We start from the raw sequence: 18,344 nt of genomic DNA, 5'->3' as shown, positions 1-18,344 counted from the left end.
TCTTATAAAAATGATGGAGGAGGAAAAATCATGGTAAAAATTTTAGACATTCACACTCACGTAGGAGATATTTTTCATGAAAACCGGAGTATTACTTTTAAAACAAATATCAAGAAGGGAGATTATGAAGATCCATTTATTGAAGTGGAACGCTCAGGCTATACGAAACCATTGATTGTAAAAGATCAAAAGGATCACCAACGATTAATTGATGCAGGTCAATACAGAGTTTGGGAATGTACGATGGAAAACTTTGGGAAGGATATGACGGAAGATGAGGTGGATTACGCTTGTTTGTTGCCGGTTCTACCAAATACTAGTTTTGAAGAATATCTAGCAGTCTCAAAATTAGATTCTCGTTTTATTCCATTTACTTGTCCAGATTTTAGTTTGGAGATTCCGGAACTAGAGAGAAAACTTGAGCTGGATATTAAACGAGGGGCTAAAGGATTAAAAATTCATCCAATTTTACAAAATGTTAGTTTAGAGGATCCAAAAGTTGAAGCTGCAGTAGAGGTATTTGGAAAAGCCAATATTCCAACAATTTTCCATGTGGGAATTACCTCTTATTATGGACCAGATAAAGATTACCCATCTAATCCTGAGTTTGGCGATCCACAATACTTTTATGATTTTGCTCCACGGTTCAGTAAGTATCCACTCATTGCTGCGCATTGTTGTTTATTAGCGGAAGATTTTGCTGAAAATACAAAAGGGTTAGACAATGTATATACAGATACAACTATGTGTTCAGCTGAATTAATGCAATTAGGTGTACAGCATATTGGTGAGGATAAAGTCTTATTTGGTACAGATTATCCATTTGGAACTTTTAAATATTCGATTCAAGAAGTCAAACGAGCATTTGCTAATGATGAGCGCATCATGAAAAAAGTATTTTATGAAAATGCAGCAAAAATTTTGCATCTAGAAGATTAATCGGAGGTAGTAACAATGAAAATTATTGATTTTCATACCCATGTGGGAGACATTTTTCACGAGAATCGAAGTATTACATTTAAAACGAACTATCATAAAGGAAAATATGTAGATCCCTTCATTCCTTTTGAAGAATCAGGATATAACATGCCTTTTTTTCCTGAAAGTCCTGAAGCATTACAGCAGTTGATTGATGCAGGTCAATACAGAGTTTGGGAATGCACAATGGAAAATTTTGCCAGAGACATGACAGAAAATAAAATTGCTTATGCTTGTTTATTACCTGTGTTGCCAAACACTAGCTTTGAAGAATATTTAGCAGTTTCGAAACTAGATTCTCGTTTTATTCCTTTCAGCTGTGCTAATTTTGATTTGGAAATTCCAGAAATGGAACAGAAGTTGAGATCAGACATTCAAAAGGGGGCCAAGGCTTTAAAAGTCCATCCCATCTTGCAAAATATCAGTTTAGAGAATGCTAAAGTAGAAGCAGCAGTAGATCTTTTCGGAAAGATGGGACTGCCGATCATTTTTCATGTAGGGATTGGACAATATTATGGGTCAGATACAAACTATCCACAAAACCCTGAGTTTGGAGACCCACAGTATTTTTATGATTTTGCCCCACGTTTCAAAGATTATTCGTTAATTGCTGCCCATTGTTGTGGTTGGCCAGAAGCATTTGCTGAAAATACGAAGGGATTAGAAAATGTTTACACTGATACGACTTTCTGTAATGCTAAATTAATCAAAAAAGGGGTCGAACTTTTAGGGGAAGATCGGGTTCTTTTCGGAACAGACTATCCATTTGGCAGCTTCAAATATTCTATTGTAGAAGTTAAGAAAGCACTGGCAGATAATCCACAGGCAATGGAAAAAGTGTTTTATCATAATGCAGCAAAACTCTTAAAATTAGAGGATTGAGTATCAATATGATATTTCCTAAATAAAAAGTAGAAAGAAGGCGCGATAATGAGCGAACAAGCAGTAAAACAAGTGGTTGAGAATTATATTGGGGGAACTTTTACAGCAGATACGGAATTACTGAAAAGCGTATTTCATCCCGCTGCAATTATGACAGGCTACATGGGGTCAGATTTAATGATTGCGAAGCCAACGTCGTTTATTGAAGATGTAGGATCGCATCCGGCAATGAAGGAAAGTGGTGCTCCGTACAAAGCTGAAATAACTAACTTGAAAGTAACCGGCAATATTGCAGAGGCAACAGTTTATGAAACTGGATTCTTTGGAGATGGCACACTGGAAGATCATTTTCATTTATTAAAAGATGAAAAAGGAGATTGGAAAATCATTTCTAAGTGTTTTACAACACTATAATCCTAGTAGTGGGGAAAGGGCCTATCGAATAGGCCCTTTTTCTAAAATATTGATCAAAGGAAAAGGCTTTGCCACACTTCTTTGGATTGATTTTTTTGCATTGTCAGATAATAAAATCATTTTTTTTAAGTTAAAAATAGATTTAGGGGAAACGGAGAAAACTACTGATTTAAATAGATTGACCTGATAAGATAGGGGTATATGGAAGAACTACTTAAATTCATCCAATCAACAATAATAACTTTTAACTAGCTAATTGAGTAGATACTTGTTATCGAAGGTCCATTTTTTACAACTCTTCTTTGTTTTTTTGTGTTAGGGTTAATTATAGAGATTTCCAATAAGTCGTTGAGAAAAAGATTATTGCCACATTTAGTGATGTAAAAGAAGTTACTGGGAAGTTCTTTTTCAAATGATTACTGTTGATTGAATCAAAAAGAAAGCGTGATCGATATGAAAGTTTTGGAAACGAAGAACAGAATTATTGATGCTAAGCCTTTTCAATTATTTACTCATGATGAGCGTGTGTCAAACTATCAAGAGAATTTAGTTATTTGGTCAAAGGAGCATTTGAAAACAGAAGCATTAATCTATCAATTTCAGACATTAGAAACAATTGAGACTGAATATCTGCCAGATGCTTGTGTCAATTTACTTTTTGAAATTCGTAAAACGAATGTGATTGGAAAATTTTTTGGGATTTTTACTGAAGCAAAAAAAATGGTGTTTGAGCCCAATATTCTTTATTTTGGGATTAAACCATATACAAATGTTGGATTATGCTGCAAAGAGCAGAATCAAAATAAGTTTGTTAATCAAGTTGTTGACTTGACTAATCAATTCACAAATACAGAGAACTTCTTACAGGAACTTGGACATAAATCGACTTTTCAAGAGCGGAGAGATTTGCTCTATAAACATCGTTCGCTTTTCCTTGATGAAAATCGTCGTTCTGTTTTAGCAGAATACCTTTCAGTGTTACTTTGCACGGAAACTACCGCATTTTCTATGGAAAAGATTGCAAGAGAAACCGGCTATTCAAAGCGGTACGCACAGCGAGTATTCCAAAAGAAGATTGGCGTCTCTCCAAAACTTTACAGCCGAATAATTCGCTTTCAGAACGCTATTAAAGCAGTCTATTTTGAGTATGATTCGACACTTGCTAAAGTAGCCTGTCAATTAGGTTATTATGATCAAGCGCATTTAATCCATGAATTTCAGCTATTTACTCAGACTTCTCCTACTAAATTATTACAAACAATCCAGAGGGAAAAAGCGGTCGTTTAAAGGAGGACAATCAATGAATGTAGGAAATTGCTTTCCCATTAACGGAAAAATTGAAACAGAGTGTTTAAGCGTAGCACTATTTCAAATGAAACTTGCTGTGGTTCCAAAAACGCGTGAAGAAGTTATGCAGAATGTAGATAAAATTATCGAATGGATTGATAGAGCAATTACTGGCTTTCCAGGAATTGATATGATTGTTACTCCAGAAGCATCTTTGAATGGTGTTGGACCACATGCATCACTATGTTGTATCACCCTAGATGGTCCGGAACTGGCTAAGTTAAAAGCTGTCTGTAAAGAATATCAACTTTGGCTCGCAGTAGGTGCCTGTGTAGATGAGCAAGATGGTAACTTTTACAAAAATTGTGCGATTACAATTGATAATAAAGGAGAAATTGTTGATATCTATCGAAAAGTAACGCCTTGGAATCCCGTAGAGCCTTCTAGTCCAGGTGATGAAATTCGAGTGTTTGAAGGTCCAAAGGGTTCGCGTATTGCCTCGATTATTTGTTCAGATGGTGATTATCAGGATAATTGGCGAGAGGCTGCATCTAAGGGGGCCAATGTTGTTTTACGACTAACTACCTATATGACACCATTTGAAAATCAATATGAAATTACTAATCGTGCTGGAGCTTATTTCAATAAGGTATATGTGATTGCAGCAAACAACTCTGAAATGGATGAATGCTATTCCTTATTTGGTCGCAGTATGGTAGTTAACCCAGAAGGGGATATCATAGCTGAAGCACCAGTAGGAATTCCATATATCTTCAAAGCAGACCTGTACCCAGGCCTGTGTGATGCGATTCAAAAGCAAGCACTAATGGGTGATCTTCTCTGGTTAAGAAATCACCGAGGAGCTGCTTCGCCAGATACTTGTGGAACAGGTCGGGACTCGACAATGTACAGCTATTTAGAGGATAAATAAGGGGGTGAAGAAATGGGATTTCCAAATGTCGGCATGCATTATTTCGTGAAGACCTTTAATCAGCTTGATGTACGTTTTCCTATAACCAAAAGAGAGTTAATAGAAAAAGCGGGAGATATTCAAGTGAAAACTTGGGAAAATCAATATACGCTATTAAAAGACATCTTTGAATCAATGGTACCCGAAGAATACCCTAATGGCACTGCTTTTATGTGCGCATATACTTCGGCTAATTTACAAACGCCAAAGAAAATTTTTATAGGAAAATAAATATAAATGAGATCGAAGGTGTTGGAGAACTTCGATCTTTTAGTATTTTAAGTGAAAATTAATTGCAAAAAAGCCGTTATTTTTTATTTAAAATAAATGGATAGAATATAAATTAGTGGTAATAGGTCAATATGATCCAGTTTATAAAGTACTAAAATAGCAACTATTAAAGCAAAAAGTAGTTGTTGAGAAACCACTAGTCCGAAAACTTCACGGCAGTAATCTAAGTGTTGAGGGAGATAATCGTGTGTGAATCAGCATATATTTTCTTACAGAAGTGAAATATAGCCAGATTTTTAACGAAGAGATTTTTTTGATATACTTAGTGTAAGTAAGTATATTTTGAGGAAGTGAAAAAATGGCAGAAGATAACTTGCAGAAGCATCTTGATGCGGGAAGATATGGAACACCTAAGATTAATCCTGATGAGCAGAAGGAGTATCTAGGAACATTTAGAGAACGCTGTTTATTAAGTATGACAATCAAGGAAATGCAGGATAGAGAGAATGAAGTAGGTTTGTTAAAGGAAATAGAAAAAGAGCCTTCAGCACGAATATTGATTAATGGTGCGGTTTCTACTTCTCTTCAGCAGCAATACATAAATGTTGCTGTGAAAAAGGGAATCGATTTTACGGTTGTTAGTGATGCGATAGCAGATGACGACTCAAAAATAGGGCTGCTGTTAGTAGCAGACTATGCGGTTAATATACCTGTTATCGATGTTGAAAAAAAATATCCGGAGCTGCATGAGGCTGTCGAAGATGAAAAGCCTAAAGAGAAATCAAGCTTTTGGAACCGTTTGTTTAAATAAGAAATTCTTTAGCAAGCCTTTTAAGGTGTTGACTTTTTGAGCCAGAGTAGGTATTATACTGCTTGGGCACCCTTTTAAGAGGGTCAGAAGTTTAGCAAAATTCCGCTCCCTATTCATTTGGATAGGGAGTTTTTCTTATTTTCTAGACTTTTCCTGCAAACTACAATGAGGGAGTTTTTTCATTTATGACAAAGTATATTTTTGTAACTGGCGGCGTTGTATCTTCTATTGGAAAAGGGATCGTGGCAGCTTCACTTGGTCGCTTGTTGAAGAATCGCGGATTGAAGGTAACAATTCAAAAATTTGATCCTTACATCAACGTAGATCCAGGTACGATGAGTCCATACCAACACGGAGAGGTTTTCGTCACAGATGATGGTGCTGAAACTGACTTGGACCTAGGACACTATGAGCGATTTATCGATATTAATTTGAATCAATACTCCAATGTGACAACAGGAAAAATCTATTCTGAAGTTATTCGCAAAGAAAGAAAAGGTGAATACTTGGGAGCAACTGTTCAGGTAATCCCTCATATCACCAATGAAATCAAATCTAAAATTATGCGGGCTGCAAAAATGACAGATTCAGACATTATCATTACTGAGGTTGGCGGAACAGTTGGGGATATTGAATCACTGCCTTTCCTAGAAGCTTTACGTCAAATGAAAGCAGATGTTGGTTCTGATAATGTTATGTACATTCATACTACGCTGATTCCTTACTTGAAAGCTGCTGGCGAAATGAAAACCAAGCCAACTCAGCATAGCGTAAAAGAATTACGTGGATTAGGTATTCAACCCAATATTTTAGTCGTTCGGACAGAATTACCAGTTTCTCAAGGAACGAAAAATAAATTGGCTCAGTTCTGTGACGTGGCACCAGAAGCAGTTATTGAGTCTCGTGATGTAGAAACTCTTTACTCAATCCCACTGGCATTGCAAGCGCAAGGCATGGACCAATTCGTATTGGATCACTTGAAATTAGAAGCGCCAGAAGCAGACATGTCCGAATGGCGTGCATTGGAAGAAAAAGTGCTTAACCTGAAGAAGAAAACTAAAATTGCTTTGGTTGGGAAATATGTTGAACTTCCTGATGCGTATATCTCAGTAGTCGAAGCATTGAAACATTCTGGTTTTGCATTTGATTCTGATATTGAGATTAAGTGGATTAAATCTCAAGAATTGACGAAAGAAAATGTGGAAAAAGAGTTAAGCGATGCAGATGGAATTTTAGTTCCCGGTGGTTTTGGTGATCGTGGAATTGAAGGTAAAATTGAAGCGATTCGTTATGCACGTGAAAATGATATTCCATTCTTAGGTATTTGCTTAGGTATGCAAATGGCCTGTGTTGAGTTCGCACGTAATGTAGCAGATTTAAAAGATGCTAATTCAGCAGAGACAGTTCCTGATACCCCAAATAATATTATTGATTTGATGGCGGATCAAGAAAACGTGGAAAACCTTGGTGGGACATTGCGCTTAGGACTGTATCCATGTAAATTGAAAAAGGGAACTAAAACTGCTGCAGCTTATGACAATGCGGAAGTGATTCAAGAACGTCACCGTCATCGTTATGAATTTAACAATGGTTATCGTGAGTTGTTTGAAGATCAAGGAATGGTATTTTCTGGGGTTTCTCCAGATAATCGACTGGTTGAAATTGTAGAACTACCAGAGAAAAAATTCTTTGTTGGATGCCAATTCCATCCAGAACTGATTTCTCGTCCAAATCGTCCACAACCATTAATTAAAGCTTTTGTGGGAGCTTCATTAAAAAACAAAGAAGAGAAATAAGATTTTGACTGAAATAGCGAGGGCTGTTTCAGTCTTTTTTACTAAAAAAAGGCAAAGTCATAAGTTTTATCGAATGTAAAGGCTTTTAAGAAAGGATTGTAGTAGCAATGTTAGGCAATCTTTGTTAAAATTAGATCGTTAGTTAAGACGATGTCTTAGCCAAAAAGATTACTTAGGAGGAATTTTTTATGCCAGTAGTATCAGGAGCTGAATTTTTAAAAGCTGCACGTCAAGGTGGATACGCAGTCGGTGGATTTAACACAAACAACTTAGAATGGACGCAAGCAATCTTGCGCGCAGCTGAAGCTAAAAAAGCACCAGTTCTTATCCAAACTTCTATGGGCGCTGCTAAATACATGGGCGGCTATAAAGTTGCTAAAGATATCATCTGTGATTTAGTTGAATCTATGGACATTACTGTTCCAGTTGCTATTCACTTAGACCATGGATCATACGAAGCTGCTTTAGAATGTATCGAAGTTGGCTACACTTCAGTTATGTTTGATGGTTCTCATTTACCATTCGAAGAAAACTTGAAATTGGCTAAAGACGTTGTAGAAAAAGCTCACGCTAAAGGCGTTTCAGTTGAATGTGAAGTTGGTTCAATTGGTGGAGAAGAAGACGGAATTATCGGTGCTGGCGAATTAGCTGACATTGACGAATGTGTACAAATGGTTGGTACTGGTATCGACTACCTAGCATGTGGTATTGGTAACATTCACGGTGTATACCCTGAAAACTGGAAAGGCCTAGCATTTGATCATTTACAAGCAATTGCTGATGCTGTAGGTTCTGAAGTGCCATTAGTATTACACGGCGGTTCTGGTATTCCTCAAGAACAAATCCAAAAAGCTATTTCAATGGGTGTTTCTAAAGTAAATGTTAACACTGAATTCCAATTGTCATTTGCTAAAGCTACTCGTGAATACATCGAAGCTGGCAAAGATAAAGAAGGAAAAGGCTTTGACCCTCGTAAATTATTGGCACCAGGTGTTGCTGCAATTGTCAAAGATGCTGAAGAACACATTGACTGGTTCGGTTCTGCAAACAAAGCTTAATACTGATTTAGTCTTTAACCTCGGATAAATTTATCTGAGGTTTTTTCTTTTGCTTCAAAAGAGCTTTCTTTGTCTTGATTTTACAAAAATGAAAAATAATTTTACTCCGTCTCAGAAAAAATATCTGCCCAGTTTAAAATGTATTTGGCTTTTTAAGAAACCTTTTATAATTCATCGATTAATTTAGTCAGTACTATCTTTTTTACTGAACCATTATGTGCTAAAATGAAAGATGGTCTACATGTAAAATGTAAATAACTTAATAGGTGAATATAGATGAAAAAAATTGTGATTCAAGGCGGAAAGCCATTAAAAGGTGAAGTAACTATCAGCGGCGCAAAAAATAGTGCCGTTGCTTTAATACCAGCAGCAATTATGGCGGATTCTCCCGTTGTATTAGAAGGTGTACCAGATATTCAAGATGTTCATTCATTAATTGAGATCTTAGAGATTATGGGTGCTACAGTAAAATTTGCAGATAATCGAATGGAAATTGATCCTAGTAAGATCGTATCAATTCCAATGCCTAGCGGTAAAATTAATTCTTTACGAGCTTCTTACTATTTTATGGGCGCATTGCTAGGCAAATTTGGTGAGGCTGTCGTTGGTTTGCCCGGCGGCTGTTTTTTAGGCCCTCGTCCAATTGATTTGCATATAAAAGGATTTGAAAGTTTAGGCGCAGATGTATCCAATGAACATGGGGTTATTTATTTGCGTACAGATGAAGAAGGCCTTACTGGAGATCGAATCTTTATGGATGTGGTATCGATTGGTGCTACAATAAATGTCATGTTGGCAGCTGTAAAGGCTAAAGGCAGAACGATTATTGAAAATGCTGCTCGTGAACCTGAAATTATTGATGTAGCAACTTTATTGAACAATATGGGTGCGAAGATTCGTGGAGCAGGTACAGATGAAATTCGAATCGAAGGCGTTGAAGAACTACACGGATGTATTCATTCAATTATTCCTGATCGAATTGAAGCGGGGACTTATTTGTCATTGGCTGCGACTATTGGCAAGGGAATAAAGATTAATAATGTCATTTACGAGCATATTGAAAGCTTTATTGCTAAACTAGAAGAAATGGGCGTTAAAATGAATATTTCTGAGGATAGCATTGATGTGTTGCCTTCAGAAAGTTTAAGAGCTGTCGATATTACTACGTCACCCTATCCAGGTTTTGCAACCGATTTGCAGCAGCCCATTACACCATTGCTTTTAACAGCTGGAGGAACTGCTGAAATTATTGATACTATTTATTCGAAACGGATCAATCACATTCCAGAACTAGTCAGAATGGGTGCTGATGCTACTGTAGAAGGCAATATGATCGTCTTAAACGGACCAAGTAAGCTTCATGGGGCAGAGGTAGTTGCTTCTGATTTACGGGCTGGTGCTTGTTTAGTAATTGCGGGATTAATGGCAGAAGGCACTACTACTATTTACAATGTCGAGTATATTTTGCGTGGGTATGATCATATTATTGAAAAATTAACTGCGCTTGGAGCTACAATTGAAATGATTGAGGAAGAGGAAAAAGAATGAGCGATTACTTAACAATGGCTGAGCTTGAAAACAAAACGCTGAAAGAAATTTATACTTATGCGCGTGACTTCAAGATTCCTTACTACAGCCAAATGAATAAAAAGGAATTGGCGCTTGCGGTGATTCGTGCGCAAGCGGAAAAACAAGGCTTCTTTATTATGGAAGGAGTCTTGGATATCGTCGGTCAAGATGGCTACGGCTTTTTACGTCCGATTAATTATGGATCGAGTGCTGAAGATATTTATATTTCAGCTTCTCAGATTCGTCGTTTCGGATTGCGTAACGGCGATAAGGTGGCAGGTAAGGCGCGACCACCAAAAGAATCTGAGCGATATTATGGATTAATGCATGTTGAGAGCGTTAATGGCAAGGATCCGGAAGATGCCAAGGAACGCCCACATTTTCCTGCTTTAACAGCTTTATACCCTGATAGACAGATGATCTTAGAAACTACCCCTGGACGTCTGTCAACACGAATGATCGACATTTTTTCTCCTGTCGGTTTTGGCCAACGTGGACTAATTGTTGCACCTCCGAAGGCCGGTAAAACTTCCATTATCAAAGAAATTGCAAACGGAATTACAGATAATTACCCTGATGTAGAATTAATTGTTCTTTTGGTAGATGAGCGCCCAGAAGAAGTAACAGATCTTGAGCGCAGTGTAAAAGGGGATGTTGTATATTCAACTTTTGATCAACAACCACAAAATCATACACGCGTATCTGAATTAGTTTTGGAACGTGCGATGCGTTTGGTTGAAGACAAACGTGATGTGGTTATTTTAATGGATAGTATCACACGTCTGGCACGGGCTTATAATTTAGTTGTTCCACCAAGTGGACGTACTTTGAGTGGTGGTATTGATCCAGCTGCTTTGTACAAACCGAAGAAATTCTTTGGTGCTGCGAGGAATATTGAAGAAGGCGGTAGTTTGACGATTTTGGCAACTGCTCTAGTCGATACCGGTAGCCGAATGGATGATGTAATTTACGAGGAATTCAAGGGAACTGGGAATCTAGAACTGCAACTTTCTCGAGAATTATCTGAACGTCGTATTTTCCCTGCTATTGATATCAAGAAATCAGGAACACGCAAAGAAGAATTATTAATGGCACCGGAAAAGCTGGAAGAGATTTGGAAAATTCGCAAAAATATGGTAGGAGATTCTTTAGAATACACCAACCAGTTTATTACTTTCTTGAAAAAGTCTAAAAGTAATCAGGCATTTTTTGATGCCTTTAGAGATGTTTCGTTTGGAAATCGAACACCGAGAAAAAATCTGAAAAGATAATTGCATTCGTGAATCTTTCATGATAGTATATATCTGTTGCGTATTGCAAACAAACTCTGATTCAGCAAATGTTTCAGGGCAAAGGAGCGAAAAAAACTATGAAACAAGAAATTCATCCAAATTACCATCCGGTAGTATTTATGGATTCAACAACTGGTTTCAAATTCTTGTCAGGTTCTACTAAGAATTCTCAAGAAACAGTTGAATGGGAAGACGGAAACACTTATCCATTGATTCGTGTCGAAGTTACTTCTGACTCTCATCCATTCTATACTGGACGTCAAAAATTCACTCAAGCAGATGGACGTGTCGATCGTTTCAACAAGAAATACGGTCTCAAAGACGCAAACGCTGGAGAATAAGACAAAAACCAAAAGTATTGTTAAGCCAATACTTAAAAGGCCTTCCTATTTTAGGAAGGTCTTTTTTTGACTTGAATTTACAATTTCTAGTAAGACGTTCAATGCCTTACAGAAAATAATCCGCCCCAAAAAATTCCGATTCCTTGTGCTAATAAAAAGAGCAGCAAGAGCAACGTTATTGTTAGGTATGGTGAATGAAGCATGTGAGGCGTATGAAATAAGCCTTTGATCTTTGTTAAAGCATATGAAACAGAAAAATTGAAAAAATTAGAGATTAGAAGGACAGAAAGTTGATTAGTTTTCCTTGCATAAAATCCTAAAAAAGCTGTAATCAAGATTGATACAATGATACCAGTTAAAGAGTGTAAATAATAATCTACTATTAATGATAGATGAGCGTAAGGTAGCAATAAGTAGATAAAAGGAATTTTTTGCCAAAAGCTTTTGTTCATAATTTTTCTCCTTGTGTGAACTGCTCAGTTATTTTATATTTTTTCTAACGTAATTTCAATGCCATTTATCTCTTTTTGTACTATAATGAAAAATAATTTAGCTGGTTATCAAGAAAACGTAAGTAATTTGTGAGAAAATTCAAACAGTACCACAATTCTTTAATTAGAAGGAAGTATGTCCCCATGAATAAAAACTTATCGCGTCTTTACCTAGTATTTTGGTTAGTGCCTGCAATTGTTTCTCCGTTTCAATGGTTTAGTTCTGTTGTTCAAGATGTCGAAATATTCAGGCCAATCGATGGCTCAGGTATTCTTGTAGCAAGAAATTTTGGAACATTGACAATTTTATATTTTCTTTTATTGGCAGGTATGTTAGTCTCAGAATTTTTCAAAAAGAATTACATTCTTCAAGTTGTTATTATTGCTTTTCAAATCATGTTTTCAACGATTTTTTCAATGCTCCCTCGCATTATAATTGGCCCCACTGGACTCTCCCAGTCGGGAATGAGCGATGTGGATTTTTATTTGCGTGCATTGCTTTTATCCATTGAACCAGGTTACATGATCGCTTTGCTTTCTTTAGTGATTTCTGTAGGTTGGTATTTTGCCTTTAACATTTGTCTGAAAAATAAATCGATTTAGGACTTTACTATATTTCTAATTATGATAATATGATTAGAAATGGAGGGGTAGTATGAACAAATTAGACAAACGATTTAATCCAAATGTATACAAGATTGCGGTCTCATTAATCCGCCAATTCGATGAGCAGGTTTCAGGCATTCCTAACATGTTAAAATTGACATTGGGAGAGCCAGACTTCAATACACCTGAACATGTAAAAACGGCTGGTGAGCAAGCAATTAAAGAAAATTACAGTCATTATACTGGGATGTCAGGACTATTAGATGTTCGGGAAGCAGCTAGTCAATTTGTTGCTAAAAAGTATGATGTAAAATATGATAGTCAGTCGGAAGTATTAGTAACGGTTGGAGCAACCGAAGCTATTTCTGCAAGTTTGTTAGCAATTTTGGAGCCAGGAGATAAAGTTTTACTGCCAGCACCTACTTATCCTGGTTACGAGCCGCTCATTCTATTGGCTGACGCTGAACCAGTATATATTGATACTCGTGACAGTGATTTTGTTTTAACACCGGAGCAGGTTGATCAGGCAATGCAGGAGCATGGCGATGCTGTTAAGGCAGTTATTATTACCTCACCATCAAATCCTACAGGTGTGGCTTACAATGAAGCTGAGGTCAAAGCATTGGCAGAAACACTAGCTAAGTACGATGTGTTTGTTATTAGTGATGAAATCTATAGTGAATTGAATTATGAAGCGAAACATGTATCATTTGCCAAATATTTACGGGAGCAAACGATCTTAATCAATGGCTTGTCAAAATCTCACGCGATGACTGGTTGGAGAATTGGCTTCATCTTTGCACCGGAAAGCTTAACTGCGCAAATTATCAAAGTTCACCAATATTTAGTTACAGCAGCCTCAACTATTTCACAAAAAGCTGCAGTTCGTGCTTTAATTCAAGGAATAACTGACGGAGAAGTGATGCGAGAAGAATATCGCAAACGTCGGGATTATTTATACAAAGAAATGACTGATATGGGCTTTGAGGTTGCTCGACCATCAGGAGCTTTTTATCTTTTTGCTAAAATCCCAGAACAATTTGGTTCGGATTCAATGGCTTTCTGTTTAGATTTAGCGAAGAAAAATCAGTTAGCGGTGATTCCTGGTATCGCTTTTGGCGAAGAAGGAGAGGGTTATATTCGGCTAAGTTATGCTGCGTCTCTGGAGAATTTGGAAGAAGCTGCGAAACGATTAAGAGCATATGTAGAAGGTAAGTAGAAGCGGGATCTTCCTGCTTCTTTTTTTAAATTGAAGGAGGGGAAATAATGGATAGTCAAATAATTTTAGATTTTTGGTTTGTAGAGTCTACACCAGAACAATGGTTCAAAAAAGATAATCAGTTTGATCAACGGATTCGAGAACGTTTCGAAGCCGTACATCAGCAAGTGATTCAAGGAGAAAAAGCCTCTTGGCGGGAAACAATTCAAGGGAGACTGGCTGAGATTTTAGTTTTAGATCAGTTTTCACGAAATTTATTTCGCGGAGATCCACGGTCATTTGCTTATGATGGGATGGCTTTAGTACTTGCACAAGAAGCTATTGCTAAAAAAGAGTTGAATGAATTGACAGTTGAAGAACGCTCATTTGTTTATATGCCTTTTATGCATTCAGAATCTTTAGTCATCCATCAGCAAGCATTAGAACTTTTCTCAGAGCCGGGAATGGAGAATAATTTAGACTTTGAAAAGCGGCATTATGAAATTATTAAACGCTTTGGTCGCTATCCTCATCGAAATGCTATTCTGAATCGTTCTTCAACTCAAGAAGAGTTAATGTTTCTAAAAGAACCCAATTCATCCTTTTAAAAAAGAGGTTTCTGTAGAAGAAATTGTCTACAGAAACCTCTTTTTTATTGTGCTAAATAATTATACAGGCCAGCAATGGTTGAATCAGTTAGTGAAAGCTTTTGATCGTCCAACCAAGCTTCATCTACGTGGTAGTAGTCTGGTAAATCGGGAACTTCTCTTAATTGCGCTGCCAGAAAGTCTTTAGCATTTTGGTAAGTTTTTTGATTTGTTTGATCGTTGTTACGATAATGGATAGTTAACATTTTTCTCACCTCGCTGGTATTGTACGTCAAAACCGGGAAAATAGAAATCAATTCGCTTTACTTAAAATTTACAGACCTTAACAATTCATTTACATGAACTCCATCTTGTCTTAACGTTGGCTTGTTAAAGTCGAAATGTACCAAAAACAAAGGAGCGTGTGGAATGAAAAAATTATTAGCAGCTTTATTCGTATCGAGTATTTTATTAGCCGGTTGTGGCTCAGGCGGCAATACTAGCGAATCTTCAGGAAGTAGTTCTAATACTTCCAATGGAGCAAAAATTACAGCAGTCGGTTCTACTGCTTTGCAGCCGTTAGTGGATGCAGCCCAAGAAAGTTTTACTCAAGAAAATCCTACCGTTCAGATTTCTGTCCAAGGTGGCGGCAGTGGAACTGGTTTAAGTCAAGTGTCAGAAGGAGCTGTTGAAATCGGAAATTCTGATGTTTTTGCGGAAGAGAAAGATGGAATTGATGCTGAGAAATTAGTTGATCATCGGGTGGCCGTTGTCGGCTTTGCACCAGTTGTTAACAAAGATGTAGGAGTAGAGGATATAACTAAACAACAATTGGTTGATATTTTTACAGGAAAGATTACTAACTGGAAAGATGTTGGTGGAAAAGACCAAGAAATTGCGGTAGTGAATCGGGCTAGTGGTAGTGGAACCCGAGCAACTTTTGAAAAATGGGGCTTGGATGGCGCTGAACCTATTCAGTCTCAAGAGCAAGACTCTTCTGGCACAGTTAAAAAAATTGTTGCAGACACGCCAGGAGCAATTAGTTATTTAGCACTATCTTATTTAGATGACAGTCTACAAGCGTTGAAATTAGATGGGGTAGAGGCAAATGAAAAAACGATTGCAAATAATGACTGGCCAATCTGGTCTTATGAACATATGTATACCAATGGTGAGCCTGAGGGAGAGTTAGCGAAATTCTTGGAATACATGACTTCTGAAGAGATTCAATCAGGTCCAGTTAAAGAATTAGGCTACCTGCCAATCACTTCTATGAAGATCGAACGAGATGTAGATGGAAATGTAAAATAAAAGAAAGCATTCGTATCAGTTTTTCGATACGAATGCTTTCTTTCGCTTTATTGCAGTGGCAGTTTAACTGTGAAGGTGGAGCCTAATTGAGGATGGCTCTCTACAGTGACATCGCCACCCAAGATTTGACTATATTCACGAACGATTGCCAAGCCGAGTCCGGTGCCTCCAGAATGGCGACTGCGGGCACGATCCACTCGATAAAAGCGTTCGAAAATTCTATCTTGATCATCTTTGGCAATACCAATTCCGACATCCGTTACGGAAAGAATAAGATTCTGCTTATCCATTCGGTAATCAATTGTAATGATCCCTTTTTCAGGCGAATATTGAATCGCATTTTCCAGCAGGTTTTTAATAATTGGTTGGAAAAAAACCACTCGAGTTAGGAAGAAGCTGTTCTCCGGTCCGTGAATTCGAACCTCAATTTGCTTTTTATCAAGTAAATGCTGGTACATTTCAATTTGCTGATGAATAAAATCAGATAATTCAATGGTTTGGAGTTCTTCTGGAACATGTTCACTGTCCTTGGAGAGTTCAATAATATCCTGGATCAAACGCTGTAAGCGCAAGGCATCTTTTTGCATAATTGTTAGAAATTCGGTCGTCAGGTCAGGGTCCTCTTTTGCACCGTCTAATAGGGTTTCTGTAAATCCGATTAAAGAGGTGACTGGTGTTTTTAACTCGTGAGAAACATTTCCGACAAAATCTCGTTGAATTTTTTCAAGGTGACGAACATGGGTCAAATCGTACACCGTTCCCATAACTTGATCACCAGTAGCGGTATTTTCCAAATAGCGCAAACGCACATCTAAATCTCGCTTCTCTGGCTGCTTCAAGCCAATTTCCTGATGAACTTGATTTTTCTCCAGCATAATCTGTTGAATCAGCTGAATTAGTTTGTGGTCCTCGATTACTTCCCAGTAGTAATGCTGGCTAGCCGCTCCAACTTGCAGAATTTCCTCCATAGTAGGATTAATCATGAAAAACTTTCCTTGTTCATCAATGATGAAGACACCAATCATTAATTCATGAAAGAGCGTTTTAAATTGCTCTTCAGTAGCAGTAAAAGCAGCATAGGTTTCATTTAACTGCTCACTTAATTTATTAATTGTTACATAAAGCTCCTGCCAGCTGCTGGAATTTTGAACGACGTAATTGCTTTTCTCTGGTTCAGCTACCATCCGCTTTAACACTGGCAAAACCGTTTCTAATGGCCGATTTCTTTGATAAATAAGATAAGCAATGCTGCCATACAATACTAAATAGAAAAGAAGCAGGACGATGAACATAGAGCGTCGAAAACTTAGGGTTTGCTGGGCAAAGGCGGTGGTACTTTTGGCAATACGCAGCACCCCGATTAGCTGAGTCTCTTGCTGGATCGGTTGTGCGGTATAAAGTAATTCTTCTTTTAAGGTGTCACTGTAGCGAACCGCGGTACCAATTGTATTACTGCTTAACACAGTTTTAACTTCAGGCCGATTATCACGGTTACCAGTTAAATGAGGGTAAGCAGAATCGTAAAGAATGGCACCTTCGTTATCCATTAGGGTAATCCGCTCATCTAATTCATCTCCATAGTGCCGCATCGTTTCCAAATTCTTGTCTGCTCCTAAGTCACTTAGATCAAGTTGACTTAAAAGCAGTTTACCATTATCAGTAAGAAATTCTTCCTGTTGGTTAATTAACTCCTTATTATAGAAGTAATTTGTTAAACGCCAGGTTCCGAAAAATAATCCCGCAATAACGATGAACAGCAGAAAATAATCGAATTTCGGCTTTCTCATTGATTTGGCACCTGGAACTTATAACCGAATCCACGCACGGTTAACAAATACTTTGGATGTTTTGGATCCACTTCGATTTTTTCACGTAAATGGGATACGTGGACATCAACGATTCGACTTTGAACAGAAAAATCGTAATGCCAAATCCGATCCAGTAAAGTATCACGGTCGATCACTCGGTCTTTGCGTTTCATGAAATAGACGAGTAGTTCAAATTCCTTCGGCGTTAGTTCGATAGCTTTACCGCGAACAGAAACCTGATAATTGGTTAAATCAGCTACAATTTCTCCAGTAGTCAAGATTTCATGTACAGTTTCTTCCTTGCGGGGTTCAATCCGCCGGAAAATGGCTTTCATCCGAGCCAGTACCTCTCTAGGAGAGAACGGTTTTGTTAAATAATCATCTGCACCAATTTCCAATCCTAGAATCCGGTCAATCGCATCATCCTTGGCAGTTAGCATTAGGATGGGGGTATCTACTTTCTCTTGGCGTAGTTTTTTTGCGATGTCCAGCCCATCCATAGATGGCAGCATAACATCCAAAATAATAAAATCGTAAGAATCGCTTAAGGCCAATTCGTAACCGTCTTTACCGTCTACTGCTGAGGTAACGGCATAGCCCTCCTTTTCCAAATTGAAGGTTAATAATGTAACAATTGATGGTTCATCATCTACAACGAGCACTCGCTTCATAAGCTTCTCCTTTTATTCGTAATTAACTAGATAGTTGGACTAT

20 protein-coding genes are annotated in these 18,344 nt (G+C 37.6%); 16 read left to right on the top strand and 4 right to left on the bottom strand.

Annotated elements, in window-relative coordinates; all coding sequences use genetic code 11:
- The first annotated feature begins 30 nt into the window (after nucleotides 1–30).
- From I588_RS24175 to I588_RS24120, 12 genes are all read left to right on the top strand, one after another.
- Complete coding sequence (locus I588_RS24175; protein WP_010755980.1) at nucleotides 31–939, top strand: amidohydrolase family protein; 909 nt, start codon at nucleotides 31–33, stop codon at nucleotides 937–939.
- Nucleotides 940–954: 15 nt separating this feature from the next.
- Entirely contained in the window at nucleotides 955–1,860 is a 906-nt protein-coding gene (locus I588_RS24170) for an amidohydrolase family protein (protein ID WP_010755981.1), read from the top strand.
- 48 nt (nucleotides 1,861–1,908) lie between these two features.
- Nucleotides 1,909–2,274, top strand: coding sequence for a nuclear transport factor 2 family protein (locus I588_RS24165; protein ID WP_010755982.1), 366 nt, complete (start codon nucleotides 1,909–1,911; stop codon nucleotides 2,272–2,274).
- Nucleotides 2,275–2,700: 426 nt separating this feature from the next.
- Nucleotides 2,701–3,561, top strand: coding sequence for a helix-turn-helix domain-containing protein (locus I588_RS24160; protein ID WP_139243981.1), 861 nt, complete (start codon nucleotides 2,701–2,703; stop codon nucleotides 3,559–3,561).
- A gap of 13 nt (nucleotides 3,562–3,574) precedes the next feature.
- On the top strand, nucleotides 3,575–4,492 hold the full coding sequence (locus I588_RS24155; RefSeq protein WP_010755984.1) for a nitrilase-related carbon-nitrogen hydrolase: 918 nt from the start codon (nucleotides 3,575–3,577) through the stop codon (nucleotides 4,490–4,492).
- A 12-nt stretch (nucleotides 4,493–4,504) separates the two neighbouring features.
- The gene (locus tag I588_RS24150) at nucleotides 4,505–4,762 is read left to right on the top strand and encodes a hypothetical protein (protein ID WP_010755985.1); all 258 of its coding nucleotides are present in this window, start codon (nucleotides 4,505–4,507) and stop codon (nucleotides 4,760–4,762) included.
- Between the two features lie 358 nt (nucleotides 4,763–5,120).
- A complete protein-coding gene (locus I588_RS24145) occupies nucleotides 5,121–5,573 on the top strand; it encodes a YueI family protein (protein WP_010755986.1) in 453 nt (150 codons plus the stop codon).
- Between the two features lie 185 nt (nucleotides 5,574–5,758).
- Entirely contained in the window at nucleotides 5,759–7,369 is a 1,611-nt protein-coding gene (gene pyrG / locus I588_RS24140) for a CTP synthase (protein ID WP_010755987.1), read from the top strand.
- Nucleotides 7,370–7,557: 188 nt separating this feature from the next.
- Nucleotides 7,558–8,427 carry a class II fructose-bisphosphate aldolase gene (locus tag I588_RS24135; protein WP_010755988.1) on the top strand — a complete coding sequence of 290 codons (870 nt, stop codon included), beginning with the start codon at nucleotides 7,558–7,560 and terminating at the stop codon, nucleotides 8,425–8,427.
- 276 nt (nucleotides 8,428–8,703) lie between these two features.
- Complete coding sequence (murA, locus tag I588_RS24130) at nucleotides 8,704–9,975, top strand: UDP-N-acetylglucosamine 1-carboxyvinyltransferase (protein ID WP_010755989.1); 1,272 nt, start codon at nucleotides 8,704–8,706, stop codon at nucleotides 9,973–9,975.
- Nucleotides 9,972–11,267, top strand: coding sequence for a transcription termination factor Rho (rho, locus tag I588_RS24125; RefSeq protein WP_010755990.1), 1,296 nt, complete (start codon nucleotides 9,972–9,974; stop codon nucleotides 11,265–11,267). Before murA ends, rho begins: the two co-directional genes overlap by 4 nt.
- A gap of 98 nt (nucleotides 11,268–11,365) precedes the next feature.
- A complete protein-coding gene (locus tag I588_RS24120; protein WP_010755991.1) occupies nucleotides 11,366–11,629 on the top strand; it encodes a type B 50S ribosomal protein L31 in 264 nt (87 codons plus the stop codon).
- Between the two features lie 98 nt (nucleotides 11,630–11,727).
- On the opposite strand, the gene I588_RS24115 is transcribed toward I588_RS24120, so the two are convergent.
- Complete coding sequence (locus tag I588_RS24115) at nucleotides 11,728–12,081, bottom strand: hypothetical protein (RefSeq protein ID WP_010755992.1); 354 nt, start codon at nucleotides 12,079–12,081, stop codon at nucleotides 11,728–11,730.
- A 183-nt stretch (nucleotides 12,082–12,264) separates the two neighbouring features.
- Here I588_RS24115 and I588_RS24110 point away from each other — a divergent pair, with 183 nt between their 5' ends.
- The 3 genes from I588_RS24110 to I588_RS24100 are packed head-to-tail and all read left to right on the top strand — an operon-like array spanning nucleotide 12,265 to nucleotide 14,532.
- Nucleotides 12,265–12,723, top strand: coding sequence for a hypothetical protein (locus I588_RS24110; RefSeq protein WP_010755993.1), 459 nt, complete (start codon nucleotides 12,265–12,267; stop codon nucleotides 12,721–12,723).
- A 52-nt stretch (nucleotides 12,724–12,775) separates the two neighbouring features.
- Nucleotides 12,776–13,945: a pyridoxal phosphate-dependent aminotransferase gene (locus I588_RS24105; RefSeq protein ID WP_010755994.1), complete on the top strand. Its 1,170-nt coding sequence runs from the start codon at nucleotides 12,776–12,778 to the stop codon at nucleotides 13,943–13,945.
- Nucleotides 13,946–13,992: 47 nt separating this feature from the next.
- On the top strand, nucleotides 13,993–14,532 hold the full coding sequence (locus tag I588_RS24100; protein ID WP_010755995.1) for a DUF924 family protein: 540 nt from the start codon (nucleotides 13,993–13,995) through the stop codon (nucleotides 14,530–14,532).
- A gap of 44 nt (nucleotides 14,533–14,576) precedes the next feature.
- On the opposite strand, the gene I588_RS24095 is transcribed toward I588_RS24100, so the two are convergent.
- Nucleotides 14,577–14,777 (bottom strand): hypothetical protein, encoded by a 201-nt coding sequence (locus I588_RS24095; RefSeq protein ID WP_010755996.1) that lies wholly within the window; start codon nucleotides 14,775–14,777, stop codon nucleotides 14,577–14,579.
- Between the two features lie 163 nt (nucleotides 14,778–14,940).
- Here I588_RS24095 and I588_RS24090 point away from each other — a divergent pair, with 163 nt between their 5' ends.
- Nucleotides 14,941–15,822 carry a phosphate ABC transporter substrate-binding protein PstS family protein gene (locus tag I588_RS24090; protein ID WP_010755997.1) on the top strand — a complete coding sequence of 294 codons (882 nt, stop codon included), beginning with the start codon at nucleotides 14,941–14,943 and terminating at the stop codon, nucleotides 15,820–15,822.
- Between the two features lie 47 nt (nucleotides 15,823–15,869).
- On the opposite strand, the gene pnpS is transcribed toward I588_RS24090, so the two are convergent.
- Together pnpS and I588_RS24080 are read right to left on the bottom strand one after the other, a co-directional pair.
- Nucleotides 15,870–17,609, bottom strand: a complete 1,740-nt coding sequence (gene pnpS, locus I588_RS24085) for a two-component system histidine kinase PnpS (protein ID WP_010755998.1) — start codon at nucleotides 17,607–17,609, stop codon at nucleotides 15,870–15,872.
- Nucleotides 17,606–18,301, bottom strand: a complete 696-nt coding sequence (locus I588_RS24080; RefSeq protein WP_010755999.1) for a response regulator transcription factor — start codon at nucleotides 18,299–18,301, stop codon at nucleotides 17,606–17,608. Before I588_RS24080 ends, pnpS begins: the two co-directional genes overlap by 4 nt.
- Nucleotides 18,302–18,344: the final 43 nt, after the last annotated feature.

The sequence above is a fragment of the Enterococcus pallens ATCC BAA-351 genome (assembly GCF_000407485.1).
GTDB lineage: Bacteria > Bacillota > Bacilli > Lactobacillales > Enterococcaceae > Enterococcus_A > Enterococcus_A pallens.
The sequence above is the reverse complement of the archived record's forward strand: the minus strand, read 5'-3'. Positions and strand labels throughout refer to the sequence as shown.

Bases quoted from the DNA above. Each gene is read 5' to 3' on its own strand.
- I588_RS24165 (WP_010755982.1), top strand. From the start codon at position 1,909: ATGAGCGAACAAGCAGTAAAACAAGTGGTTGAGAATTATATTGGGGGA.
- murA (WP_010755989.1), top strand. From the start codon at position 8,704: ATGAAAAAAATTGTGATTCAAGGCGGAAAGCCATTAAAAGGTGAAGTA.
- I588_RS24110 (WP_010755993.1), top strand. From the start codon at position 12,265: ATGAATAAAAACTTATCGCGTCTTTACCTAGTATTTTGGTTAGTGCCT.
- I588_RS24135 (WP_010755988.1), top strand. From the start codon at position 7,558: ATGCCAGTAGTATCAGGAGCTGAATTTTTAAAAGCTGCACGTCAAGGT.
- rho (WP_010755990.1), top strand. From the start codon at position 9,972: ATGAGCGATTACTTAACAATGGCTGAGCTTGAAAACAAAACGCTGAAA.
- I588_RS24155 (WP_010755984.1), top strand. From the start codon at position 3,575: ATGAATGTAGGAAATTGCTTTCCCATTAACGGAAAAATTGAAACAGAG.
- I588_RS24090 (WP_010755997.1), top strand. From the start codon at position 14,941: ATGAAAAAATTATTAGCAGCTTTATTCGTATCGAGTATTTTATTAGCC.
- I588_RS24100 (WP_010755995.1), top strand. From the start codon at position 13,993: ATGGATAGTCAAATAATTTTAGATTTTTGGTTTGTAGAGTCTACACCA.
- I588_RS24105 (WP_010755994.1), top strand. From the start codon at position 12,776: ATGAACAAATTAGACAAACGATTTAATCCAAATGTATACAAGATTGCG.
- I588_RS24080 (WP_010755999.1), bottom strand. From the start codon at position 18,301: ATGAAGCGAGTGCTCGTTGTAGATGATGAACCATCAATTGTTACATTA.
- pyrG (WP_010755987.1), top strand. From the start codon at position 5,759: ATGACAAAGTATATTTTTGTAACTGGCGGCGTTGTATCTTCTATTGGA.
- I588_RS24145 (WP_010755986.1), top strand. From the start codon at position 5,121: ATGGCAGAAGATAACTTGCAGAAGCATCTTGATGCGGGAAGATATGGA.
- I588_RS24170 (WP_010755981.1), top strand. From the start codon at position 955: ATGAAAATTATTGATTTTCATACCCATGTGGGAGACATTTTTCACGAG.
- I588_RS24120 (WP_010755991.1), top strand. From the start codon at position 11,366: ATGAAACAAGAAATTCATCCAAATTACCATCCGGTAGTATTTATGGAT.
- I588_RS24150 (WP_010755985.1), top strand. From the start codon at position 4,505: ATGGGATTTCCAAATGTCGGCATGCATTATTTCGTGAAGACCTTTAAT.
- I588_RS24175 (WP_010755980.1), top strand. From the start codon at position 31: ATGGTAAAAATTTTAGACATTCACACTCACGTAGGAGATATTTTTCAT.
- I588_RS24095 (WP_010755996.1), bottom strand. From the start codon at position 14,777: ATGTTAACTATCCATTATCGTAACAACGATCAAACAAATCAAAAAACT.
- pnpS (WP_010755998.1), bottom strand. From the start codon at position 17,609: ATGAGAAAGCCGAAATTCGATTATTTTCTGCTGTTCATCGTTATTGCG.
- I588_RS24115 (WP_010755992.1), bottom strand. From the start codon at position 12,081: ATGAACAAAAGCTTTTGGCAAAAAATTCCTTTTATCTACTTATTGCTA.